Source organism: Pseudomonas sp. NPDC086581 (assembly GCF_044746165.1).
Taxonomy (GTDB): Bacteria; Pseudomonadota; Gammaproteobacteria; order Pseudomonadales; family Pseudomonadaceae; genus Pseudomonas.
In genome coordinates this window covers 1-22,760 of sequence record NZ_JBIVBR010000010.1, presented here as the reverse complement: position 1 = coordinate 22,760, position 22,760 = coordinate 1, and the positions used below count along the sequence as shown (strand labels likewise).

Sequence of the window (22,760 nt, the reverse complement as noted above, 5' to 3'; positions counted from 1 at the left end):
TTGGGCCACCTCAACGGACTTAGTCGCCATGACCCTTACCGAACTGCGCTACATCGTCACGCTTGCCCAGGAGCAACATTTCGGCCGCGCCGCGGAACGCTGCCACGTCAGCCAGCCGACGCTCTCGGTGGGCGTGAAGAAGCTGGAAGACGAGCTCGGCGTGCTGATCTTCGAGCGCAGCAAGAGTGCGGTGCGCCTGACCCCGGTCGGCGAAGGCATCGTGGCGCAGGCGCAGAAGGTGCTGGAGCAGGCCCAGGGCATCCGCGAACTGGCCCAGGCCGGCAAGAACCAGCTGACCTCGCCGCTCAAGGTCGGCGCCATCTACACCATCGGCCCGTACCTGTTCCCGCACCTGATCCCGCAGCTGCACCGGGTCGCCCCGCAGATGCCGCTGTACATCGAGGAAAACTTCACCCACATCCTGCGCGACAAGCTGCGCACCGGCGAGCTGGACGCAATCATCATCGCCCTGCCCTTCCAGGAAGCCGATGTGCTGACCCTGCAGCTGTTCGACGAGCCCTTCTACGTGCTGATGCCGGCGGACCACCAGTGGACCGCGAAGAAGACCATCGACCCGGAGCTGCTCAACGACAAGAGCCTGCTGCTGCTCGGCGAGGGCCACTGCTTCCGCGACCAGGTGCTCGAAGCCTGCCCGACCACCCACAAGGGCGGCGAAAACAAGCACACCACGGTGGAGTCCAGCTCGCTGGAAACCATCCGTCACATGGTCGCCTCCGGCCTTGGCGTGTCGGTGCTGCCGTTCTCCGCCGTGGACAGCCACCACTACGCACCGGGCGTGCTGGAAGTGCGCCCGTTCAGTGCGCCAGTGCCCAAGCGCACCGTCGCCATCGCCTGGCGCGCCAGCTTCCCGCGGCCGCGCGCCATCGAGGTGCTGGCCGACTCGATCCGCCTGTGCTCGGTCGCCAAACCGACCGTCAAGGGTGAAGCCGAGCCGGCATGACCGATCTGTCGAACGTCCCGGTCACCGCGCTCAAGGGCGTGGGCGCCGCGCTGGAAGAGAAGCTGGCGAAGGTCGGCCTGGAGAATCTCCAGGACATCCTCTTCCACCTGCCGCTGCGCTACCAGGATCGCACCCGCATCACCCCCATCGGCGCGCTGCGTCCGGGGCAGGATGCGGTGGTCGAAGGCGTGGTCTCCGGCGCCGACGTGGTGATGGGCAAGCGCCGCAGTCTATTGGTGCGCCTGCAGGACGGTACCGGCACCCTGAGCCTGCGCTTCTACCACTTCAGCCAGGCGCAGAAGGAGAACCTCAAGCGCGGCACGCACCTGCGTTGCTACGGCGAGGCTCGCCCAGGCGCCTCGGGTCTGGAGATCTACCACCCCGAGTACCGCTCCCTCACCGACGCCGCCGCGGCGCCGGTGGAGCAGACGCTGACGCCGATCTACCCGACCACCGAAGGCCTCACCCAGCAGCGCCTGCGCCAGCTCAGCGAGCAGACCCTGGCGCGCCTGGGCCCGTCGAGCCTGCCGGACTGGCTGCCGGCGGAACTGGCCCGCGACTACCGCCTGGGCCCGCTGGACGAAGCCATCCGCTACCTGCACCGGCCGCCGCCGGACGCCGACCTGGAAGAGCTCGCCGAAGGCCGCCACTGGGCCCAGCACCGCCTCGCCTTCGAGGAACTGCTGACCCACCAGCTGTCGCTACAACGCCTGCGCGAAAGTGTTCGCTCCCAGGCCGCGCCGCAGCTGCCGCCGGCCAAGAAATTACCAGCGCTTTACCTGAAGAACCTCGGCTTCAAACCCACCGGTGCGCAGCAGCGCGTCGGCGCGGAAATCGCCTACGACCTTGCCCAGCCCGAACCCATGCTGCGGCTGGTGCAGGGCGACGTCGGCGCCGGCAAGACCGTGGTTGCCGCCCTCGCGGCCCTGCAGGCGCTGGAAGCCGGCTATCAGGTGGCGCTGATGGCGCCGACCGAGATCCTCGCCGAGCAGCACTTCCTCAACTTCACCAAGTGGCTGCAACCGCTGGGCATTGAGGTCGCCTGGCTGGCCGGCAAGCTCAAGGGCAAGGCCCGCGCCAGCGCACTGGAACAGATCGCCGGCGGCGCGCCGATGATCGTCGGCACCCACGCGCTGTTCCAGGACGAGGTGAAGTTCAAGCGTCTAGCCCTGGTGATCATCGACGAACAGCACCGTTTCGGCGTACAGCAGCGCCTCGCCCTGCGCCAGAAAGGCGTCGACGGTCGGCTTTGCCCGCACCAACTGATCATGACCGCCACGCCCATTCCGCGAACCCTGGCGATGAGCGCCTACGCCGACCTCGACACCTCGATCCTCGACGAGCTGCCACCCGGCCGTACCCCGGTGAACACCGTGTTGGTGGCCGATAGCCGCCGCATCGAAGTGATCGAGCGAGTGCGCGCTGCCTGCGCAGAAGGCCGCCAGGCGTATTGGGTGTGCACGCTGATCGAGGAATCCGAAGAGCTCACCTGCCAGGCCGCGGAAACCACCTACGAGGAACTCTCCTCGGCGCTGGGTGAACTGCGCGTCGGTCTGATCCACGGGCGCATGAAGCCGGCAGACAAGGCCGTGGTCATGGAAGCCTTCAAGGAAGGCCTGCTGCAGTTGCTGGTCGCCACCACGGTGATCGAGGTCGGCGTGGACGTGCCTAACGCCAGCCTGATGATCATCGAGAACCCCGAGCGCCTGGGCCTGGCCCAGCTGCACCAGTTGCGCGGCCGCGTGGGCCGGGGCAGCGCGGCGAGCCACTGCGTGCTGCTCTACCATCCGCCGCTGTCGCAGATCGGCCGCGAGCGCCTGGGCATCATGCGCGAGACCTGCGACGGCTTCGTCATCGCCGAAAAGGACCTGGAGCTGCGCGGTCCCGGCGAAATGCTCGGCACTCGCCAGACCGGCCTGCTGCAATTCAAGGTGGCCGACCTGATGCGCGACGCCGACCTGCTGCCGGCGGTGCGCGATGCCGCCCAGGCCCTGCTGGCACACTGGCCGCAATCGGTCAGCCCACTGCTGGCACGCTGGCTGAGACACGGGCAGCAATACGGACAAGTGTGATCTATTTCACTTTCATCGGTCAGTTGACTGCTCGGTCACGCTGACTGCGTGGTTATACTCCGACCCAGCCGTTGATAACCGGATCACATTCATGAGCGACGCCGCATGCGCCCCATCCGACTCCTCGCAGGCCCCCGAGGTCATCCTGCAGCTGCTCGCCAAGCTGGGCATACCGTCTCGCGAAGTCTGCGATGCCACGACGCTGCCGGCCACGCGCCGGGTGCAGGCCAGCCTGCTGGAAGATGCCGTGGGCACCCTGCTGGTGCTGTTCCCGCAAAGCCAGCTGCTGGACCTGAACCGCCTGGCCGAACTCACCGGGCGCAAGCTGGTGGCGGTCAAGCCCGATCGTCTGGAGCGCATGCTTGGCAAGCACCAGCTCGGTCGTCTGCCGGCGCTGCCGCCGCTGACCAGCTCGCCGTGCCTGTATGACGAACGCCTGCTGCAGGAACCCCAGCTGCTAATCGAATCCGGCGCGCCGGGCACGCTGCTGGAAATTCCCACTGCGTCTTTCCGCCACCTGCTGGAGAAAGCCAGCGCGGCGCGCTTCGGCGTGGCGCTGGAGTCGATCCGGCCGAACCTCGACCGCCCGGACGACGACCGCAAGGAAATCACCCAGGCCGTGCAGGCGTTCACCGCCCGCCGCATCCAGCAGCGCCTCGAGGAAACCATCGAGATTCCGCCGCTGCCGGAAACCGCACAAAAGATCATCAAGCTGCGCGTCGACCCCAACGCCACCGTGGACGACATCACCGGCGTGGTGGAGACCGACCCGGCGCTTGCTGCGCAAGTCGTCAGCTGGGCGGCCTCGCCCTACTACGCCGCGCCGGGCAAGATTCGCTCGGTGGAGGACGCCATCGTCCGCGTACTGGGCTTCGACCTGGTGATCAACCTCGCCCTGGGCCTGGCCCTGGGCAAGACCCTGAGCCTGCCCAAGGACCAGCCGCAGCACGCCACGCCCTACTGGCACCAGGCGATCTACACCGCCGCGGTGATAGAGGGCCTGACCCGCGCCGTGCCGCGCGCCGAGCGCCCGGAAGCCGGCCTGACCTACCTCGGAGGCCTGCTGCACAGCATCGGCTACCTGGTCCTGGCGCACATCTTCCCGCCGCATTTCTCGCTGATCTGCCGGCACCTGGAAGTGAACCCGCACGTCGAGCACAACCTCGTCGAGCAGCACCTGCTGGGCATCACCCGCGAGCAGATCGGCGCCTGGCTGATGCGCACCTGGGACATGCCGGAAGAGATCTATACCGCACTGCGCTTCCAGCACGACCCGACCTATGCCGGCGATTGCTCGGCCTATGCCAACCTGGTGTGCCTGGCGACCCGCCTGCTGCGCAACCACGGCATCGGCAGCGGCCCGGAGACCGATATTCCGCAAGACCTGCTGGATCGCCTGGACATCCCGCGCGAGAAGGCCGAAGACGCCGTACGCAAGGTACTCGACGCCGAAGCGGTGCTGCGCGAGCTGGCCAGCCAGTTCAATCCCGCGCACTGAATGTACCACCGCTGAAGCCGTTGCGATGCAGACATGAAAAAGGCCCCGTCAGGGGCCTTTTTTCTGTGCGTCGAAAGCGTCTCAGGCGGCTTTCTTGTCGCTGCTCGGCGCGGTTTTCTTTTTCGGCTTGAGGTACTTCACCAGGCCCTGGAACCAGATCACCAGGCCGGGGTTGCCCTGGATCTGGATGTCCTTGTTCTGGATGCCCTGCATGAAGGCCAACTGCGGGTTCTTGGAGGTCATGGTGGCGAAGCCGTAGGCGCCATCCTTGAAGCCCAGCGCGAAGGCCGGCTGCGGATGGATGCCGCGACGGGCGCTGACCTTGAGGTCTTTCACGATGTAGTGGCGGGCGACCTTGCCGTCGAGCGTGTGGAGCTGGAACACCAGGTCCTTGCCTTCGAGCTGCTTCTGGAACGCCGGGTTTTCGCGGCTGGCCTTGGCCATCAGGCGACCGAGCATCCACAGGAGTAGACGGAATTTCATGCACAAACCTCGACGTTCGAGACAATAGTCTGCGCATTGTAGCCAGTTTGAAAACGGACTACATCCGGTCTTTTGGAGGGATTATGTAACTGCAGGAGGCAACCCGGAGCCGCTCTGGCTCCGGGTCAGACGCGATCAGTTGACGGCGTCTTTCAGCGCCTTGCCCGGTTTGAAGGCAACGGTATTGCTGGCTTTGATCTTGACCGGCTGGCCGGTTTGCGGGTTCTTGCCAGTACGGGCGCCACGGTGGCGCTGAACGAAGGTACCGAAACCGACAAGGGTAACGCTGTCCTTGCGGTTGAGCGCGCCAGTGATTTCATCCAGCAGCGCGTTCAGCACCTTGTTGGCTTGTTCTTTGGTGAGGTCGGCCTTCTCGGCGATCGCGGCGGCGAGTTCTGGTTTACGCATAAATGCCTCTTTGACGGTTTGTTGTTGTTGTGTCCGTGCTGTCTTCCCAACAGCGCCCAAGGCACCGCAGGCTTGCCGTACAGGCTCTAGGCTGCGGCAGACGGGGGGAGAATGGCACGCCGCCGGCTGGTACGCCAGTATCGTCTGACAATTTGCGAGCTCTTTCCCACGGCAAAAACGCCATTGGCGACGCCTGTCACGCCAGTAGTGCCGGCAACTCCTTGTTCAGGGAGAGTTTTTCGCTCACGGCGGCCCCAGTAAGGGCATATCCGAGCAATCGACCGGCGGTATCCCGGCACAGCACCTTGAGGTCCGGGCCAGAGCCTTCCACCCGCCATTCGCCCTCACTGCCACGCGGCGGCGGCGACACCACCAGCGGGCACACCGGGGTCTTCACGGTCACCGGCATGGCACCGTAGGCCACCGGCGTCGGCTTGCCGGCCAGGGTCTGCGCCAGCGCGCGGGCGCAGGACATCAGCGGCATCACGTAGAGCAGGTTGAGGCCATCGACCTCGGCGCAATCGCCCAGGGCGTAGATGTTGGCGTGGGAGGTGCGCAGTTCGCGGTTCACCATCACGCCGCGATTGATATCCAGGCCGGCGGCAGCGGCCAGGTCGATGCGCGGGCGCAGGCCGACTGCAGAGACGACCAGATCGCAGGGGATCACCTGGCCATCGGAGAGATGTGCTTCCAGGCCGTCAGCGGCGCGTACCAGGCTGTTCAGCACCGGGCCCAGGTGGAAGCGCACGCCGAGGCCTTCCAGCCCCTGCTGCACTGCCTGGGCGGCGGCCGGGTGGAGCAGGCCTGGCATGACCTGCTCGCACGGCGCTACCACGTCGAGTTGGTAACCGCCGCCGGAGAGGTCGTTGGCGAATTCGCAGCCGATCAGGCCGGCGCCCAGCAGCAGCACGCGGCGCTTGCCGGCGGCGGCGCTGCGGAAGCGCGCATAGTCTTCCAGGTCGTTGATCGGGAAGATCAGGTCCTGGGCATCGCCCTCGACTGGTACGCGGATGGTCTCGGCGCCCCAGGCCAGCACCAGATCGCGGTAGTGGATCTCCTCCTCGCCAATCCAGATGCGCCGGTGGCCCGGGTCGATGCCGGTGACACGGGTGTGAGTGAGGATACGCGCCTTGAGCTGGTCGGCCATGGCGCCCGCCTCGGCCATGGCCAGGCCATCGGCGTCCTTGTCCTTGGAGAAGCCGGTGGAGAGCATCGGCTTGGAGTAGGAGCGTCCGTCGTCGGCGGTGATCAGCAGCAGCGGCGTCTCGCTATCCAGCTTGCGCCACTCGCGGGCGAGGTTGTAGCCGGCCAGGCCAGTTCCGATGATCACCAGCGGTGCGTTTTCGCTCATTGCTCTCTCACCTCAAAACACGCCATTTCGTTAAGATGGCACGACGGCCGTAGGGCCGCCGCATGAATTCGTTCGGGCAGGGGCTCAGGAGATTTCGATCATCTCGAAATCGATCTTGCCCACGCCGCAATCCGGACAGACCCAGTCCGCCGGGATGTCTTCCCAGCGCGTGCCAGGGGCGATGCCCTCGTCCGGCAAGCCCAGTGCCTCGTCGTAGATGAAGCCACAGACCACGCATTGCCATTTGCGCATCAGCCAAGTCCTCCTGCGATTGCCCGGTGAAGCTAACGTATCGGCGCGCACCGGCCAACGGCGGGCGCGACGCCAGGCTCCGTCAGCAGGGTCAACCCGGCGCCCCCCCAGTCTACCGCGTCAGGCGCGGGCTTGCGGGGTGCACAAACGCAGACGGCGGCCCGAAGGCCGCCGTCGCGGGAATCGATCCGGGCGGGATCAGCCGATCTCGATCATCTCGAAATCCAGCTTGCCGACGCCGCAATCCGGGCACAGCCAGTCTTCCGGCACGTCTTCCCAGCGGGTACCGGCGGCGATGCCCTCTTCCGGCCAGCCCTTGGTTTCGTCATAGATCAGGCCACACACCACGCACTGCCACTTCTTCATCAGCTATCACCCTCATGTTCTTGTCGCTTGGACGTCGGTGCATCCAATGTCCGGCTTTGTACTGGCGATGGGCTTGCGGTGCAAGTACCGGGTAGCTGGCCATACCTTTGATGGGGTCTGGCGTAATGCACTCTTGCGGACAACGCAATCGGCCGCGCAAAGGCGCCATGTTAAGCTGCCGCGTCCCTGGCCAACCGCAGTCCAAGCCGTGCCCGAAGCCGCCCTGATCCATCCGCCACGCTGGCTCACCTCCGCCCAGTTGCATCCCGCTCCCGCCGCCCAGGTCGTGGACTGGCTGTTCGACGAAGGCTCGCTGACGCGCCGGCTGACGGCCCTCTCCGCCGACCACTTCGCCGTGCAGCCGCTGGCCGAGGGCTGGCACCGTCTGCGCACCGACGAGTGCGCTGCACTGGGCGTGCCAGACGGCAGCCAGGGCTGGGTGCGCGAGGTGTATCTGAAAGGTCACGGAACGCCCTGGGTATTCGCCCGCAGCGTTGCCGCGCGCTCCGCGCTGGAAGGCTCCGGCTTCGACCTGCGCCTGCTTGGCACGCGCTCCCTGGGTGAGTTGCTGTTCAGCGACCGCGCCTTCCAGCGCGGCCCCATCGAGGTGTGCCGCTACCCAGCGGCGAGCCTGCCGTCGGAGGTGCGCGCCGAGCGCCTGTGGGGCCGTCGCTCCTGCTTCAGTCGCGACGGCCTGGGCGTCCTGGTCGCCGAAGTATTCCTGCCTTCGCTGTGGCACCGCCTGGAACAACAGCCCGTATAATTCCCGGATCGTTTTCCGGAGGCCGCCATGTTCGTCGCCCTGATCAAACCCCTCGCCCGCCTGCATCCCCGCGCCTGGGACTTCATACAGCTGACGCGCATGGACAAGCCGATCGGCATCTATCTGCTGCTCTGGCCGACGCTGTGGGCGCTGTGGATGGCCAGCGGCGGCGTACCGAGCGTGAAGAACCTGGTGATTTTCATCCTCGGGACCGTGCTGATGCGCATGGCCGGCTGCGTAATCAATGACTTTGCCGACCGCAAGCTCGACGGCCACGTCGAACGCACCAAGACACGCCCGCTGGCGACCGGCAGGATCACCGTGCGCGAGGCCTGGATTGCCTTCTTCACGCTGCTGGGGCTGAGTTTCCTGCTGGTGCTGTGCACCAATGAGCAGACCATCTGGCTGTCCTTCGGCGGCGCGGCGGTGGCAGCGCTCTACCCCTTCATGAAGCGCTACACCTACTACCCGCAGGTGGTGCTGGGTGCAGCGTTCTCCTGGGGCATCCCGATGGCCTTCACCGCAGCCAGCGGCACGCTGCCGGCGGTGGCTTGGCTGCTGTTCTTCGCCAACGTGCTGTGGACGGTCGCGTACGACACCTACTACGCGATGACCGACCGCGAGGACGACCTGAAGATGGGTATGAAGTCCACGGCGATCCTCTTCGGCGATGCCGACCGAGTGATCAACCTGAGCCTGCAGGGCCTGATGCTCCTGCTGCTGATCCTGGCCGGCAACAAGCTGGCGATGCATCTGTATTACTACCTGGGCCTGGCCGTGGCGGCGGGCTGCTTCGCCTGGCAGTTCCACTCGACCCGCGATCGCGAGCCGATGAAGTGCTTCAAGGCCTTCCTGCACAACCACTGGGCGGGGCTGGCGATCTTCCTCGGTACCGTGGCGGACTTCGCCCTGCGCTGATGTAAGAGACCTTGTAGGAGCAAGCTTGCTCGCGAACCCGCTTGATACCGAGGTGCCAGGTAAGGTTCGCGAGCAAGCTCGCTCCTACGAAGAGCCATTACGGAAGAGCCGTTAAGGCTTGGCCATGTGCCAGACGCCCATCTTGCCTTCGCCGGCCATGTCACCGGCCTTCTGGTCCTGCACGAAGGTGTACAGCGGCTTGCCCTTGTAGGCCCACTGCACGGTGCCGTCATCGCGCTTGATCAAGGTCCAGTCGCCCATCGCCTTGGCATCGGCCGAGGCCATCAGGGGCGGCCAGTTCTGCGCGCAGCCGCCATTGCACATCGACTTGCCGCCACTGTCCTTGTCGAAGGTGTAGAGCGTCATGCCCTTGGCATCGACCAGCATGCCGTTCTTCTCCGTGCCAGGCTCGGTGGCCAGGGCGGACATCGCCGGCAGCATCAGGCCCATTGCCAGGGCCGGGAATAGCAGTTTCATAAACGCTTCTCCTCTGGTGAGGTGGAAACGGCGCGAGCATCGGCGCAACGGCGGGCGGAATTGCAGGCAGGGCCGGCCAGGGCGACGTCGACAACGCACTCACTACCGTCATCGCAAGACTCCGGCAGGCTCTCTGCCGGGACCACCGCCGACCGGGCCGGTGGGTTCCCTGTGTGCCGCGCAGGGATCGCGCGACGCGCCCTTCAGCATAGACGAGCGCTCTGCGACAAGGCTCGGCTACCATCGCGGTGTCACATTCATGAAATATTTCCGTTATCTAATGCGGCGCATTACAGAAATTCTGAGGCCTCAGCATGGTTGGCAAGACAATCCTCATCGTCGATGACGAAGCTCCGATCCGGGAAATGATCGCCGTGGCCCTGGAGATGGCCGGCTACGAGTGTCTGGAGGCCGACAGCGCCCAGCAGGCACACGCGGTGATCGTCGATCGCAAGCCGGACCTGATTCTGCTCGACTGGATGCTCCCGGGCACCTCCGGCATCGAGCTGGCCCGCCGCCTCAAGCGCGACGAGCTGACCTCAGCCATACCGATCATCATGCTCACCGCCAAGGGCGAAGAGGACAACAAGATCCAGGGTCTGGAGGTCGGCGCCGATGACTACATCACCAAGCCCTTCTCCCCGCGCGAACTGGTTGCCCGCCTGAAGGCCGTGCTGCGCCGCACCGGCGCTGGCGACAGCGAGACGCCGATCGAAGTCGGCGGCCTGATGCTCGACCCGATCAGCCACCGCGTGACCATCGACGGCAAGCCTGCCGAGATGGGACCGACCGAATACCGCCTGCTGCAGTTCTTCATGACCCACCAAGAGCGCGCTTACACCCGCGGCCAGCTGCTGGACCAGGTCTGGGGTGGCAACGTCTACGTCGAGGAGCGCACCGTCGACGTGCACATCCGCCGTCTGCGCAAGGCCCTGGGCGAGGTTTACGAAAATCTGGTTCAGACCGTGCGCGGCACCGGGTATCGTTTCTCGACCAAAAGCTGACCGGGTCGCTGACTCGCCGGGCACAAGGAACGGAATGTCGTGACCCAGAACTGGAGTGGCGTGTTGATACGCCACCTGCTGCTAGTCGTCGCTGCCGGCGCGCTGCTCGGCCTGATCACCGGCCAGTACGGCTGGGCCATCGCCGTGGCACTGGCGGGCTACCTCGGCTGGTCGACCTGGCAGCTGCTGCGCCTGCACAAGTGGCTGAAGAACCACCAGCCCGATGAAGCCCCGCCCGATGGCTACGGCCTGTGGGGCGAGGTATTCGACAGCATCTACCACCTGCAAAGGCGCAACCAGCGCGCCCGCGGACGTCTGCAGGCGGTGATCGACCGCATGCAGGAGTCCACCGCAGCGCTGCGCGACGGCATGATCCTGCTCGACCGCGACGGCAACCTGGAGTGGTGGAACCAGTCCGCCGAGCGCCTGCTGGGCCTCAAGAGCCCGCAGGACGGGGGCCAGCCGGTGACCAATCTGGTGCGCCATCCGCGCTTCAAGGAATACTTCGAGGGCGAGGACTACCGCGAGCCGCTGGAACTCGCCTCGCCGATCAACGACAACCTGCGCCTGCAGTTCCACATCACCCTCTATGGCGCCGGCGAGCACCTGATGCTGGTGCGCGACGTGACCCGCGTCCATCAGCTGGAGCAGATGCGCAAGGACTTCGTCGCCAACGTCTCCCATGAGCTGCGCACGCCGCTGACGGTAATCGCCGGCTACCTGGAAACGCTGCTGGACAACGTCGAGGACGTGAACCCACGCTGGACCCGCGCGCTGCAGCAGATGCAGCAGCAGGCCGGGCGCATGCAGAACCTGCTCAACGACCTGCTCCTGCTGGCCAAGCTGGAAGCCACCGATTACCCGGCGGACAACAAGCCGGTAGCGGTGGACCTGATGCTGCTGTCGATCCGCAACGACGCCCAGGCGCTGTCCGGCGCACGCAGCCATCGCATCAGCCTGGAGGCGGACTCGAAGGTGAAGCTCAAGGGCAGCGAGGCCGAACTGCGCAGCGCCTTCTCCAACCTGGTGTTCAACGCCGTGAAGTACACCCCCGACGAAGGCGAGATCCGCATTCGCTGGTGGGCCGACGAGCAAGGCGCGCACCTCGCCGTGCAGGACAGCGGCATCGGCATCGACCCCAAGCACCTGCCGCGCCTGACCGAGCGCTTCTACCGCGTCGATTCCAGCCGCAATGCCAGCACCGGCGGCACCGGCCTGGGCCTGGCCATCGTCAAGCACGTGTTGCTGCGCCACCGCGGCTCCCTGGACATCAGCAGCGTGCCGGGCAAGGGCAGCAGCTTCACCTGCCACTTCCCGCCGCAGCAAGTCGAGAGCCGCGCATAACGGTGTCCGACTTCGACTCTGGTCTAGACGGGCTTGCCAGCCAGGCCCTGCGAACCGCATTCTTGTCCGTCCATTCTTGAACCAACAGAACCATGGACCCTTCCCCTAGTAGTAACTTCCTGACCTATTTCGCCGATTTCGGCCTGATCCTGTTCGCCCTGTTCCTCGTCGTGCTCAACGGCTTCTTCGTCGCCGCCGAGTTCGCCATGGTCAAGCTGCGCTCGACCCGCGTGGAGACCATCGCCAACCAGCACGGCTGGCGTGGCGCCATCCTGCGCAAGGTGCACAACCAGCTCGACGCCTACCTCTCCGCCTGCCAGCTGGGCATCACCCTGGCCTCCCTTGGCCTGGGCTGGGTCGGCGAGCCCGCCTTCGCCGAGCTGCTGGAGCCCTTGCTGGCTGCGGTCGGCGTGCACTCCGAGGAAGTCATCCGCGGCGTGTCGTTCTTCAGCGCGTTCTTCATCATTTCCTACCTGCACATCGTGGTCGGCGAGCTGGCGCCCAAGTCCTGGGCGATCCGCAAGCCGGAGCTGCTGTCGCTGTGGACGGCGGTACCGCTGTATCTGTTCTACTGGGCGATGTACCCGGCGATCTGGCTGCTCAACGCCAGCGCCAACACCATCCTCAAGTTCGCCGGGCAAGGCGAGCCAGGGCCGCACCACGAGCACCACTACAGCCGTGACGAGCTCAAGCTGATCCTGCACTCCAGCCGCGCCCACGACCCCAGCGACCAGGGCATGCGCGTGCTGGCCTCGGCGGTGGAGCTGGGCGAACTGGAAGTGGTGGACTGGGCCAACTCCCGCGAGGACCTGATCTACCTGGAGCGCACCGCGCCGCTGGATGACATCCTCGCCACCATCCGCCGCCACAAGTACAGCCGCTACCCGGTGTACGACAGCGAGAAGGGCGAGTTCATCGGCCTGCTGCACATCAAGGACCTGCTGTTGGCCCTGGCCACGCTGGACAGCCTGCCGGAGTCCTTCGACCTCGACGAGCTGACCCACCCGCTGGAGAAAGTCACCAAGCACCTGCCGCTGGCCCGCCTGCTGGAGCAGTTCCGCCAGGGCGGCTCGCACTTCGCGCTGGTCGAGGAAGCCGACCACAAGGTCGTCGGCTACCTGACCATGGAAGACGTGCTGGAAGTGCTGGTCGGTGATATCCAGGATGAACACCGCAAAGCCGAGCGCGGCATCGTCGCCTACCAGCCCGGCAAGCTGCTGGTGCGCGGCGATACCCCGCTGTTCAAGCTGGAACGCCTGCTGGGCCTGGACCTTGACCACGTCGAGGCGGACACCCTCGCCGGCCTGGTCTACGACACCCTCAAGCGCGTGCCGGAAGAAGAGGAAGTGCTGGATACCGAAGGCCTGCGCATCATCGTGAAGAAGATGAAGGGGCCGAAGATCGTCCTCGCCAAGGTAGTGAAGCTCGACTGAGCGCTGCGCCGCTGAATGAAAAAGGCTGCCCTTGGGCAGCCTTTTTCTTGGGTTCTTCGTAGGAGCGAGCTTGCTCGCGAACAGTGCTATCCGGCAACGCCGGAACTGGGAAGGTTCGCGAGCAAGCTCGCTCCTACAGGAAGTCCCACTGGCGTCAGTGCTCCCGGACCACCGCGAAATTCGGCAGGGTATCCACCGGCTGGGAGAAGTCGTAGGGAATCGACTCCAGCGCCAGGCCGACGTTGCGCTGCACCACGAAGTGCAGGTGCGGGCCGCTGCTGTTGCCGGTGTTGCCCGACTGCGCCAACGGCGTACCGGTGCCGACGCGCTGGCCTTCGCGTACCAGCACCGAGCCGCGCATCAAGTGCAGGTAGACGCCCATGGTGCCGTCGTCATGCAGTATCCGCACGAAGTTGCCGGAGGGGTTCTTGCCGCGCCCATCCTGTCCGTTCTCGATCTTCACCACGGTACCGCCGCGAGCAGCGATGATCGGAGTGCCCACCGGCATCGCGATATCCATGGCATAGCGGCCCTTGGGCGTGAAGTGGCTGTAGCGGCCATTGGCGCCCTGGGTCAGGCGGAACGGCCCGCCAGTCCATGGCAACGCGTACTGGTAGGACAATGGCGTCGGTCGAGGATCACCCAGCGCATAGCGCAGCTTGGGCTTGTAGCGCAGCGGCTTGGCGGGATCGAGCGGCGTCAGGGTGGCGAGCCGGATCGAACTGCGCGGCGCTAGCACCCAGCGGATCGGCCGCCCCGGCGCGCCCACGGCGTTCTGCGCGCCAGTCACGCTCAGCTCGACTTCCACCGGTGCGTACAGGTCGTTGCGCACCTGCAGGGTCTCGCCGCCGGCGTGCTTCTTGGTCTCCAGCTTCACCTGTTCTTCCAGGTGCTCGACCATGCGATCGCGGAAGACGAAGACAGCCGCACCCGCCACGGCCTTGTCCGTGTAGGTGACCACGCCGTTGGCGTCGGTGTACTTGTAGATGGTCACGGCCGAAGCCGTCCCGGAGGCGGTCAATAGACCGCACAGGAGGATACTGCGCCCTAGCATGTCGACTCTGGTTATAGGTATGGCGACGCAGGCAAGACTAGCAGCGTAGCCCGTGCGTCGCGACCTGCCACCGGTCGGCGTGTGAAGCAGTACTGCCCGCCGGTCGGCGCATTTGTAACCGGATCAGGCGCCTGGCACGTAGTGCTTCTGCGAGCTGCCGCGGGCGATCAGGCGGGAAAGGTAGTCGAGCTTCTGCGGGTCACGGTCGACGAAGCGAAACGTCAGCTGCAGCCACTCGCTGTCCGGCTTGGGTTCAAGCGCCGCCACGGCATGCAGGTAGCCGTTGAGGCGAGCAACGTCGCTGTCTTCCTCCAGATCCAGCACGGCGCTTTCCAGCACCTGGGGCAGCGGCGTACCGCGCTTCACCACCAGCAGCGCTTCCTTGAGGCTGAGCGCCTTGATCACACAGGGCAGGCTCGCCGACGGCAGGCGCAGCTGCCCTTGCTGGCCCTTGGCGCCGCTTCGGGAGGCAGGAGCGGCAGCAGTCGGAGCCGGAGAGGCAGCAGCCGGACGCGGTGCAGCGGGCGCTGCCGCCGGTCGCACCGTCTCGGCCTTGCCACCGGTGAGGGCTGCCAGCGAGTCATTGGGCATGGAGCCGACCAAGCTGCGCTGCGGCGCCTGGGCCGCGAGGGCTTCCAGCTTGCCGGCGCGCGACAGCGCCTTCTTCACCTTGCTCACCAGCTGGTCATTGGAGAACGGCTTGCCGATGAAATCGGAGACGCCTGCCTGGATGGCCTGCACCACGTTGTCCTTGTCGCCGCGGCTGGTGACCATGATGAAGGGCGTGGTCTTCAGGTTGTCCTGCTCGCGGCACCAGGTGAGCAGCTCGATGCCCGACAGCTCGGGCATTTCCCAGTCGCAGAGGATCAGATCCACGGCCTGGCGCGCGAGGAACTGCTGCGCCTTGCGGCCGTTGACCGCTTCTTCGATCTGCAGACCGGGGAAATGGTCCCGCAGCCCCTTCTTCACCAGGTCACGGATGAACGGAGCGTCATCCACGACCAGCACACTGACCTTGCCCATCGGCATCTCCCGAAAACGATAGGGCGAAGGATAGCCTTGCCGAGTGGCTACATGCCATTGGTGAGGGACCGCTCGGCCATAAAATGACGAACCCGGCGCAATGGCCGGGTCCGTTCTGGTACGGGCGTCAGGCTTATTCGGCCTTATCGGCCTTGCCTGCGGTGCCCTGCACCTCTTCCTTCATGCGAGCCAGGCCGATGTGACGGACATCGGTGCCGCGCACCAGGTAGATCACCAGTTCGGCGATGTTGCGCGCGTGGTCGCCGATGCGCTCCAGCGACCGCAGGGCCCAGATGACGTTGAGCACGCGGGAGATAGCCCGCGGGTCTTCCATCATGTAGGTGACCAGCTCACGCAGGGCGGTCTTGTATTCGCGGTCGACGGTCTTGTCGTACTGCGCAACCGACAGCGCAAGGTCCGCGTCGAAGCGGGCGAAGGCGTCCAGCGCCTCCTGCACCATCTTGCGCACCTGGTTGCCGATGTGGCGCACCTCGACGTAGCCGCGCGGCGACTCGCCTTCCTCGCACAGCTGGATGGCGCGGCGGGCGATCTTCGAGGCTTCGTCACCAATGCGCTCGAGGTCGATCACCGACTTGGAGATGCTGATGATCAGGCGCAGGTCGGAGGCCGCCGGCTGGCGCCGGGCGAGGATGCGCAGGCATTCCTCGTCGATGTTGCGCTCCATCTGGTTGATCTGGTCGTCGATCTCGCGCACCTGCTGGGCCAGGCCCGAGTCGGCATCGATCAGCGCGTTGACCGCGTCGTTGACCTGCTTCTCCACCAGACCGCCCATGGCCAGCAGGTGGCTGCGCACGTCTTCCAGCTCGGCGTTGAACTGCTGCGAGATGTGGTGGGTGAGGCTTTCTTTGTTGATCATGTTCGCTCCGCGAAAGCCGCAGGCTCCGGGCCGCTGGCTTGTGATGTTCTCCGGGAAGTTCTACCGCGCACGCAATACCGCGAAACTAGCCGTAGCGACCAGTGATGTAATCTTCCGTCTGCTTCTTGGCCGGGTTGGTGAACAGGGTATCGGTATCGCCGAACTCGATCAGCTTGCCCATATACATGAACGCCGTGTAGTCGGAGACGCGCGCGGCCTGTTGCATGTTGTGGGTCACGATGACGATGGTGAACTTGGATTTCAGCTCGTAGATCAGCTCTTCGATCTTCAGGGTGGAGATCGGGTCCAGTGCCGAGCAGGGTTCGTCGAGCAGCAGAACTTCAGGCTCCACGGCGATGGTGCGGGCAATGACCAGACGCTGCTGCTGGCCACCGGAGAGGCCGAGGGCGGATTCGTGCAGGCGATCCTTCACCTCATCCCACAGCGCCGCGCCCTTGAGGGCCCACTCGACGGCTTCGTCGAGCACGCGCTTCTTGTTGATGCCCTGGATGCGCAAGCCGTACACCACGTTCTCGTAGATGCTCTTGGGGAACGGGTTGGGCTTCTGGAACACCATGCCGACGCGGCGGCGCAGTTCGGCGACGTCGACGTTCTTGGCGAAGATGTTGTGGCCGTCGAGCAGGATCTCGCCCTTCACGTGGCAACCGTCGACCAGGTCGTTCATGCGGTTGAAGCAACGCAGCAGGGTCGACTTGCCGCAGCCGGACGGGCCGATGAAGGCGGTCACGCGCTGCTTGGGGATGTTCATGCTGACGTCGAACAGCGCCTGCTTCTCGCCGTAGAACAGGCTCAGGCCGGGCACTTCGAGGGCGACGGTCTCGCTTTCCAGGTTCATGCCCTGGCGGTCGCCGCGGCCGAGCGCGCCGATGTCGATGCCGTGGGATGCGGTTTCATGTTGCATGTTCAGTCTCCTTGGGAGGCTTGGCGGCGGGCACGACCCGCCGCCTGCAGAATCAGTTTTCCAGCGCCTTGTACTTTTCGCGCAGGCGGTTACGAATGGCGATGGCCGAGAAGTTCAGCAGGGCGATCACCATCACCAGCAGCAGCGCGGTGGCGTACACCAGCGGGCGCGCGGCCTCGACGTTCGGGCTCTGGAAGCCGACGTCGTAGATGTGGAAGCCCAGGTGCATGATCTTCTGGTCCAGGTGCACGTACGGGTAGTTGCCGTCGACCGGGAGCGCCGGAGCCAGCTTCACCACGCCCACCAGCATCAGCGGCGCCACCTCACCGGCGGCACGGGCCACGGCGAGGATCAGGCCGGTCATCATCGCCGGGCTGGCCATCGGCAGGACCACTTTCCACAGGGTCTCGGCCTTGGTCGCGCCCAGGGCGAGGGAACCCTCACGGGTAGCCCGCGGGATGCGCGCCAGGCCTTCCTCGGTGGCCACGATCACCACCGGCACCGCGAGGATGGCCAGGGTCAGCGAGGCCCAGAACAGCCCCGGCGTACCGAAGGTCGGGGCCGGCAGGGCTTCGGGGAAGAACATGCGGTCGAGCGAGCCGCCCAGCACGTAGACGAAGAAGCCCAGGCCGAACACGCCGTAGACGATCGCCGGAACACCCGCGAGGTTATTCACCGCGATGCGGATGATGCGGGTCAGCAGGCCCTGGCGTGCGTATTCGCGCAGGTAGACGGCTGCGATCACACCGAACGGGGTGACGATCACGGCCATCACCAGGGTCATCATCACGGTGCCGAAGATGGCCGGGAAAATACCGCCTTCGGTGTTGGCTTCACGCGGGTCATCGCTGAGGAACTCCCACAGTTTCTTGAAGTAGAAGCTCAGCTTGGTGGCCACGCCCATCTGGTTCGGCTGGTAGGCATGCACCAGCTTGCCGACGCTGATCTCGGTCTGCTGGCCGCTGGCATCGCGCATGACGATGCTGTCACGGTTGAACTCCGAGTGCAGGCCGTTGAGCTGTTCTTCCAGCACCTTGTACTGGGCGTTCAGCTCGGCGCGGCCTGCGGCGATGTCGGCCTCGGCGGTGGCATCCAGCTCGTTGTTCAGCTGCAGGCCACGTTCCTTCAGGCGCAGCCGCTCAAGGCCGTGGTTGATGCCGCCAATGTCCTTTTTCTCCAGCTGGTACAGCTTGCTGTAGAGCTCATCGACGCGCTTGAGGCGGGTCTGCAGCTCGGCCATGGCGGCCGCACCTTCGGCGACGACCTTGCCGTTTTCCTTCACGCTCAGCAGGTAACCATAGAAGTTGCCCCACTCGCGGCGCTCCAGGGTCACCAGTTCGGCCGGGTGACGACGGTCGGTCAGCCACTCGCCGATCACCCAGGAGAAGTCGCTGCCGTACAAGTCGCGGTTGCCCAGCTTGAGCAATTCGCGGGTCATGAATTCCGGACCATTGTCCGGCACCGGCAGACCGGCCCCGCGCAGACGTTCGCGCGGTACCTGCTCGACTTGCACTTCTTCGCCGATCAGAGTCTTGGGCGCTTCACCGGGGACGGAGTAGGTCGCCTCGATCACATCTGCCGGCCAGAAGTGGCCGAGACCGCGCACGGCGATCACGGCGAGCAGGCCGATGGTCATGATCACGGCAATGGATACCGCACCGGCGTTCATCCACACCCAGGGAGAACCGCTGGCAAACCACGCTTTGACGGATTCCTGTTTCTGTTTCACGGAACGTAGCCTCGTCGGGCGTCGCTTAGAGCGACGCGTATTTCTTGCGCAGGCGCTGACGGATCAGCTCTGCCAGGGTGTTCATCACGAAGGTGAAAGACAGCAATACCAGCGCCGAGAGGAACAGCACGCGGTAGTGAGTCCCGCCCACCTCCGACTCGGGCATTTCCACCGCGACGTTCGCCGCAAGGGTGCGCATGCCCTGGAAAATGTTCACGTCCATGACCGGGGTGTTGCCGGTAGCCATCAGCACGATCATGGTCTCGCCCACGGCGCGGCCCATGCCGATCATCAGCGCCGAGAAGATGCCCGGGCTGGCGGTCAGGATCACCACGCGGGTCAGCGTCTGCCAGGGCGTGGCGCCTAGAGCGAGGGAGCCGTAGGTCAGGCTGCGCGGCACGCTGAAGATGGCGTCTTCGGCGATGGAGAAGATGTTCGGGATCACCGCGAAGCCCATGGCCAGGCCTACTACCAGTGCGTTGCGCTGGTCGTAGGTGATGCCCAGGTCGTGGCTGATCCAAAGGCGCATGTCGCCGCCGAAGAACATCGTCTCCAGGTGCGGGCTCATCCACAGGGCGAAGGCGCCGGTGGCGAGGACCACAGGGATCAGGATCGCTGCTTCCCAGCCAGCCGGCAGGCTCAGGCGGATGCGCTCGGGCAGGCGGCTCCAGATCAGGCCGGCTGCCAGGATACCCAGCGGCGTGAGCAGCAGCAGGCTGAAGATGCCCGGCAGGTGGCCTTCGACATACGGCGCGAGGAACAGGCCGGCAAAGAAGCCGAGGATCACCGTCGGCAGCGCTTCCATCAGCTCGATCACCGGCTTCACCTTGCGGCGCATGCCCGGAGCCATGAAGTACGCGGTGTAGACGGCGGCGGCGATGGCCAGCGGAGCGGCGAGGATCATCGCGTAGAAGGCGGCCTTCAGGGTCCCGAAGGTCAGTGGTGACAGGCTCAGCTTGGGCTCGAAGTCGGTGGTCGCGGCGGTGGACTGCCAGACATAGGACGGCTTGTCGTAGCTCTCGTACCAGACCTTGCCCCACAGCGCGCTGAAGGACACTTCCGGGTGCGGGTTGCTCAGGCTGAAGCGACGCAGCTCGCCGCCCTGCTCAACGATCAGGCGGTTGGCGCGAGGCGACAGGGCCATCGGGCCAGCAGAGGGCGCGACGTTTTCCACCAGCAGCGTGCGGTGCGCGGTGCTGTGGAAGATGCCCAGGTTGCCCTGCTTGTCGATGGCCAGGAAACCCTTGCGGCGCTGCTCCGGCGCAATGCTGGAGATCGGCTGGTCGCCCAGCTTGAAGTCACGCACGTGGGACAGGCGCGGTTCGCCGTCTTCGCCGCGAGCCATGAACCACTGGCTTATGCCGCCCTTGGAGTCGCCGACCATCAGCGAGATGCCACCCAGCAGTTGGCTGCTGGCGGTCACTTCGGCGGAGGCATCATCCAGCAGCTTGTAGCGGCCGTTGAGCTGGTGGCTGTTCAGGTCGAACACGTCGGCCTGGGCGCGGCCATTGAGCACATAGAGCCACTGCTTGCGCGGGTCCATGTAGATAGCTTTCACCGGCTCGGAGATCTGCGGCAGGTTAATGCGCTCTTCCTGCAAGGCGCTCTCGCCGGTCAGCATGTTTTCCTGTTGGGTCAGGCCGAGCAGCAGCATTTCGCTGCCGGTGGACGCGGCCAGCAACAGGCTGTCGTCACCCGAGACGATCGCCACGTGCTCCAGCGGACGACCCTGGGGATCCAGGTTCATCGGCGCTTCACCGTAGGGGTACTCGATGTGCGGCTCGATGGTTTTCTTGTTGTCCGGGTAGGTGACCTTGTAGCCGTGCTTGAACACCAGCACCTGGCCGTTGGACAAACCCAGCGCGACAGTCGGATGACCCGGCTGGTCCTCGGCGATGGAGGTGACACTGGTGCCGGCGGGCAGCTTCAGCGCAACACGGTCCATCTCGTCGCCTTTCTTGGCGTCGAAGAACACCACTTCGCCGTTGGCGGCGACGCGCATGCCCACCATGTTCTGCTCTTCGATGCTCAGCAGCAGCGGCGCCTGGGCCGTCTTCAGCCAGGCCGGAGCCAGAGGGTCACGCGTTTCCAGTTCGGCGCCGCGGAACAGCGGCAGCACGACGTAGGCGAGGTAGAAGAAAATCAGGGTAATGGCAGCCAGCACGGCGAGACCGCCGACCAGGACGTACCAACGGGTCAGTCGATCCTTGAGCGCCCGGATACGGCGCTTGCGCTGCAGGGCAGGTGTATTGAAATCAATCCGCTCGGGGAGAGAAGAAGTCATCGGGGAGTTGGCCATGTCGTTCATGGAGTGACACCCTAGCGGCTCTGTATGACAGAAAGATGACATGGAAGTGACGCGACAAAGCCCACCAGCAGAGCCATGCTGGCGGGCTCGGTCGAGTGAGCGTCAGCCCATGCCGGGCGGCGATCTCCGCCCGGTTGGAGGGCTGATTACAGACCCAGATCCTTGATGGCTTTTTCGGCGACTTTGGACGGCAGGGGGATGTAGCCGTCTTTCACGACAACCTGCTGGCCGGTCTTGGAGAGCACCATCTTCAGGAACTGTGCTTCCAGCGGGTTCAGCGGCTTGTTCGGCGCCTTGTTGACATAGACGTAGAGGAAGCGCGAGAGCGGGTAGGAGCCGTTCAGGGCATTCGCCTCGTTGTCTTCGATGAACTCGCCGCCTTCTTTCTTGGCCAGGGCAACGGTCTTCACGCTAGCAGTCTTGTAACCGATACCAGAGTAACCAACGCCGTTCAGGGACTGGCTGACCGACTGAACTACGGAAGCCGAACCCGGTTGCTCGTTCACGTTCGGCTTGTAGTCGCCTTTGCACAGGGCTTCTTCCTTGAAGTAGCCATAGGTGCCGGATACGGAGTTACGGCCGAACAGCTGTACGGGCTTGTTAGCCCAGTCGCCGGTCAGGCCCAGGTCACCCCAGGTCTTCACTTCCGACTTGCCGCCGCACAGGCGGGTGGAGGAGAAGATGGCGTCAACCTGCTGCATGGTGAGGCCCTTGATGGGGTTATCCTTGTGCACGAAGATCGCCAAGGCGTCCACGGCAACCGGAACAGCAGTCGGCTTGTAGCCGTACTTCTGTTCGAAGGCCTGCAGTTCGACATCCTTCATCTTGCGGCTCATCGGGCCCAGGTTGGCAGTGCCTTCGGTCAGCGCCGGCGGCGCGGTGGAGGAGCCGGCGGCCTGGATCTGCACGTTCACGTTCGGGTACAGGCGCTTGTACTCTTCCGCCCACATGGTCATCAGGTTGGCCAGAGTGTCGGAACCGACGCTCGACAGGTTGCCCGACACACCGCTGGCTTTCTGGTATTCCGGCAGGGCCGGATCGATCGCGGCTACCGCACTGGCGGTGCCTACGCCTGCAGCGACAAAAGTCAGGGCCGCCATCAAACGCTTGAGTTTCATGCCTTGCTCCTTAAGGAGAATGGGGTTGGATGGAACGGGGGCCAGTATCGTCAGGCCGCATGAAGACTCTATGACGCGAATGTGACAGTTGGATGAAATGCCATCAGTCTGTAAGCAGGCGGTTGTAACAAGGCAACTCGGGGTTCTCTAACGGGCGGGACAATGCGCTCCAGAGCCGCCACAAGGGCCTTCGGCTCTTCATAGGAGCGCCCTTGCTCGTGCGTACCCTTCTCCCCAATGCAACCAATTCGGGGCGGTAGAGCGATACCTATATCTGGCGCGGTTACGAGGCCGATTTTTCGCACGCAAAAGCAAAACCCCCGGCCAGCGAAGCTGACCAGGGGTCTTGGGATAGGAGCTTGACGATGACCTACTCTCACATGGAGAAACTCCACACTA

At 65.0% G+C, this 22,760-nt stretch carries 21 protein-coding genes; 8 read left to right on the top strand and 13 right to left on the bottom strand.

Annotated features, from left to right (window positions below; genetic code table 11):
* The first annotated feature begins 28 nt into the window (after positions 1–28).
* The 3 genes from ACIPK7_RS20035 to ACIPK7_RS20025 all read left to right on the top strand — a co-directional run bounded on the left by ACIPK7_RS20035 (position 29) and on the right by ACIPK7_RS20025 (position 4,531).
* Positions 29–961 (top strand): hydrogen peroxide-inducible genes activator, encoded by a 933-nt coding sequence (locus ACIPK7_RS20035; protein ID WP_192433418.1) that lies wholly within the window; start codon positions 29–31, stop codon positions 959–961.
* Complete coding sequence (gene recG, locus ACIPK7_RS20030; protein WP_192433420.1) at positions 958–3,033, top strand: ATP-dependent DNA helicase RecG; 2,076 nt, start codon at positions 958–960, stop codon at positions 3,031–3,033. Before ACIPK7_RS20035 ends, recG begins: the two co-directional genes overlap by 4 nt.
* Before the next feature lie 91 nt (positions 3,034–3,124).
* Complete coding sequence (locus tag ACIPK7_RS20025) at positions 3,125–4,531, top strand: HDOD domain-containing protein (RefSeq protein WP_401089768.1); 1,407 nt, start codon at positions 3,125–3,127, stop codon at positions 4,529–4,531.
* 81 nt (positions 4,532–4,612) lie between these two features.
* Here ACIPK7_RS20025 and ACIPK7_RS20020 read toward each other — a convergent pair whose 3' ends face one another.
* From ACIPK7_RS20020 to ACIPK7_RS20000, 5 genes are all read right to left on the bottom strand, one after another.
* Entirely contained in the window at positions 4,613–5,014 is a 402-nt protein-coding gene (locus tag ACIPK7_RS20020; RefSeq protein WP_192433424.1) for a helicase, read from the bottom strand.
* A gap of 135 nt (positions 5,015–5,149) precedes the next feature.
* Entirely contained in the window at positions 5,150–5,422 is a 273-nt protein-coding gene (locus ACIPK7_RS20015) for an HU family DNA-binding protein (protein ID WP_017520695.1), read from the bottom strand.
* A gap of 196 nt (positions 5,423–5,618) precedes the next feature.
* Positions 5,619–6,773: an NAD(P)/FAD-dependent oxidoreductase gene (locus ACIPK7_RS20010; RefSeq protein WP_192433426.1), complete on the bottom strand. Its 1,155-nt coding sequence runs from the start codon at positions 6,771–6,773 to the stop codon at positions 5,619–5,621.
* An 84-nt stretch (positions 6,774–6,857) separates the two neighbouring features.
* Positions 6,858–7,025, bottom strand: a complete 168-nt coding sequence (locus ACIPK7_RS20005) for a rubredoxin (RefSeq protein ID WP_017520693.1) — start codon at positions 7,023–7,025, stop codon at positions 6,858–6,860.
* Between the two features lie 198 nt (positions 7,026–7,223).
* Positions 7,224–7,391 carry a rubredoxin gene (locus tag ACIPK7_RS20000; RefSeq protein WP_015479573.1) on the bottom strand — a complete coding sequence of 56 codons (168 nt, stop codon included), beginning with the start codon at positions 7,389–7,391 and terminating at the stop codon, positions 7,224–7,226.
* 223 nt (positions 7,392–7,614) lie between these two features.
* Between ACIPK7_RS20000 and ACIPK7_RS19995 the strand changes: the two genes are divergently transcribed.
* Positions 7,615–8,154 (top strand): chorismate lyase, encoded by a 540-nt coding sequence (locus ACIPK7_RS19995; RefSeq protein WP_401090025.1) that lies wholly within the window; start codon positions 7,615–7,617, stop codon positions 8,152–8,154.
* Between the two features lie 27 nt (positions 8,155–8,181).
* Positions 8,182–9,072, top strand: coding sequence for a 4-hydroxybenzoate octaprenyltransferase (gene ubiA / locus ACIPK7_RS19990; RefSeq protein ID WP_192433428.1), 891 nt, complete (start codon positions 8,182–8,184; stop codon positions 9,070–9,072).
* A 111-nt stretch (positions 9,073–9,183) separates the two neighbouring features.
* Here ubiA and ACIPK7_RS19985 read toward each other — a convergent pair whose 3' ends face one another.
* The gene (locus ACIPK7_RS19985) at positions 9,184–9,549 is read right to left on the bottom strand and encodes a hypothetical protein (protein WP_401089765.1); all 366 of its coding nucleotides are present in this window, start codon (positions 9,547–9,549) and stop codon (positions 9,184–9,186) included.
* Positions 9,550–9,863: 314 nt separating this feature from the next.
* Here ACIPK7_RS19985 and phoB point away from each other — a divergent pair, with 314 nt between their 5' ends.
* The 3 genes from phoB (at position 9,864) to ACIPK7_RS19970 (ending at position 13,330) form a co-directional block, all read left to right on the top strand.
* The gene (gene phoB / locus ACIPK7_RS19980; protein WP_138217117.1) at positions 9,864–10,553 is read left to right on the top strand and encodes a phosphate regulon transcriptional regulator PhoB; all 690 of its coding nucleotides are present in this window, start codon (positions 9,864–9,866) and stop codon (positions 10,551–10,553) included.
* Positions 10,554–10,592: 39 nt separating this feature from the next.
* Positions 10,593–11,897, top strand: coding sequence for a phosphate regulon sensor histidine kinase PhoR (phoR, locus tag ACIPK7_RS19975; protein ID WP_192433433.1), 1,305 nt, complete (start codon positions 10,593–10,595; stop codon positions 11,895–11,897).
* A gap of 92 nt (positions 11,898–11,989) precedes the next feature.
* Positions 11,990–13,330, top strand: a complete 1,341-nt coding sequence (locus ACIPK7_RS19970) for a hemolysin family protein (RefSeq protein WP_401089763.1) — start codon at positions 11,990–11,992, stop codon at positions 13,328–13,330.
* 154 nt (positions 13,331–13,484) lie between these two features.
* Here ACIPK7_RS19970 and ACIPK7_RS19965 read toward each other — a convergent pair whose 3' ends face one another.
* The 7 genes from ACIPK7_RS19965 to pstS form a co-directional block, all read right to left on the bottom strand.
* Complete coding sequence (locus tag ACIPK7_RS19965) at positions 13,485–14,384, bottom strand: peptidoglycan DD-metalloendopeptidase family protein (RefSeq protein ID WP_401089761.1); 900 nt, start codon at positions 14,382–14,384, stop codon at positions 13,485–13,487.
* Between the two features lie 123 nt (positions 14,385–14,507).
* Positions 14,508–15,407 (bottom strand): response regulator, encoded by a 900-nt coding sequence (locus ACIPK7_RS19960; protein ID WP_192433438.1) that lies wholly within the window; start codon positions 15,405–15,407, stop codon positions 14,508–14,510.
* A gap of 133 nt (positions 15,408–15,540) precedes the next feature.
* Positions 15,541–16,284 (bottom strand): phosphate signaling complex protein PhoU, encoded by a 744-nt coding sequence (phoU, locus tag ACIPK7_RS19955; protein WP_192433440.1) that lies wholly within the window; start codon positions 16,282–16,284, stop codon positions 15,541–15,543.
* An 85-nt stretch (positions 16,285–16,369) separates the two neighbouring features.
* Positions 16,370–17,206 (bottom strand): phosphate ABC transporter ATP-binding protein PstB, encoded by an 837-nt coding sequence (gene pstB, locus ACIPK7_RS19950; protein ID WP_401089759.1) that lies wholly within the window; start codon positions 17,204–17,206, stop codon positions 16,370–16,372.
* Positions 17,207–17,258: 52 nt separating this feature from the next.
* Positions 17,259–18,935 carry a phosphate ABC transporter permease PstA gene (gene pstA, locus ACIPK7_RS19945; protein ID WP_401089757.1) on the bottom strand — a complete coding sequence of 559 codons (1,677 nt, stop codon included), beginning with the start codon at positions 18,933–18,935 and terminating at the stop codon, positions 17,259–17,261.
* 25 nt (positions 18,936–18,960) lie between these two features.
* Entirely contained in the window at positions 18,961–20,994 is a 2,034-nt protein-coding gene (locus ACIPK7_RS19940; protein WP_401090023.1) for an ABC transporter permease subunit, read from the bottom strand.
* Positions 20,995–21,389: 395 nt separating this feature from the next.
* On the bottom strand, positions 21,390–22,361 hold the full coding sequence (gene pstS, locus ACIPK7_RS19935; RefSeq protein WP_192433446.1) for a phosphate ABC transporter substrate-binding protein PstS: 972 nt from the start codon (positions 22,359–22,361) through the stop codon (positions 21,390–21,392).
* Positions 22,362–22,760 lie beyond the last annotated feature (399 nt).

Coding starts and splice junctions, on each gene's coding strand:
- ACIPK7_RS20035 (WP_192433418.1), top strand. CDS start 29: ATGACCCTTACCGAACTGCGCTACATCGTCACGCTTGCCCAGGAGCAA.
- recG (WP_192433420.1), top strand. CDS start 958: ATGACCGATCTGTCGAACGTCCCGGTCACCGCGCTCAAGGGCGTGGGC.
- ACIPK7_RS20025 (WP_401089768.1), top strand. CDS start 3,125: ATGAGCGACGCCGCATGCGCCCCATCCGACTCCTCGCAGGCCCCCGAG.
- ACIPK7_RS20020 (WP_192433424.1), bottom strand. CDS start 5,014: ATGAAATTCCGTCTACTCCTGTGGATGCTCGGTCGCCTGATGGCCAAG.
- ACIPK7_RS20015 (WP_017520695.1), bottom strand. CDS start 5,422: ATGCGTAAACCAGAACTCGCCGCCGCGATCGCCGAGAAGGCCGACCTC.
- ACIPK7_RS20010 (WP_192433426.1), bottom strand. CDS start 6,773: ATGAGCGAAAACGCACCGCTGGTGATCATCGGAACTGGCCTGGCCGGC.
- ACIPK7_RS20005 (WP_017520693.1), bottom strand. CDS start 7,025: ATGCGCAAATGGCAATGCGTGGTCTGTGGCTTCATCTACGACGAGGCA.
- ACIPK7_RS20000 (WP_015479573.1), bottom strand. CDS start 7,391: ATGAAGAAGTGGCAGTGCGTGGTGTGTGGCCTGATCTATGACGAAACC.
- ubiA (WP_192433428.1), top strand. CDS start 8,182: ATGTTCGTCGCCCTGATCAAACCCCTCGCCCGCCTGCATCCCCGCGCC.
- ACIPK7_RS19985 (WP_401089765.1), bottom strand. CDS start 9,549: ATGAAACTGCTATTCCCGGCCCTGGCAATGGGCCTGATGCTGCCGGCG.
- phoB (WP_138217117.1), top strand. CDS start 9,864: ATGGTTGGCAAGACAATCCTCATCGTCGATGACGAAGCTCCGATCCGG.
- ACIPK7_RS19970 (WP_401089763.1), top strand. CDS start 11,990: ATGGACCCTTCCCCTAGTAGTAACTTCCTGACCTATTTCGCCGATTTC.
- ACIPK7_RS19965 (WP_401089761.1), bottom strand. CDS start 14,384: ATGCTAGGGCGCAGTATCCTCCTGTGCGGTCTATTGACCGCCTCCGGG.
- ACIPK7_RS19960 (WP_192433438.1), bottom strand. CDS start 15,407: ATGGGCAAGGTCAGTGTGCTGGTCGTGGATGACGCTCCGTTCATCCGT.
- phoU (WP_192433440.1), bottom strand. CDS start 16,284: ATGATCAACAAAGAAAGCCTCACCCACCACATCTCGCAGCAGTTCAAC.
- pstB (WP_401089759.1), bottom strand. CDS start 17,206: ATGCAACATGAAACCGCATCCCACGGCATCGACATCGGCGCGCTCGGC.
- pstS (WP_192433446.1), bottom strand. CDS start 22,361: ATGAAACTCAAGCGTTTGATGGCGGCCCTGACTTTTGTCGCTGCAGGC.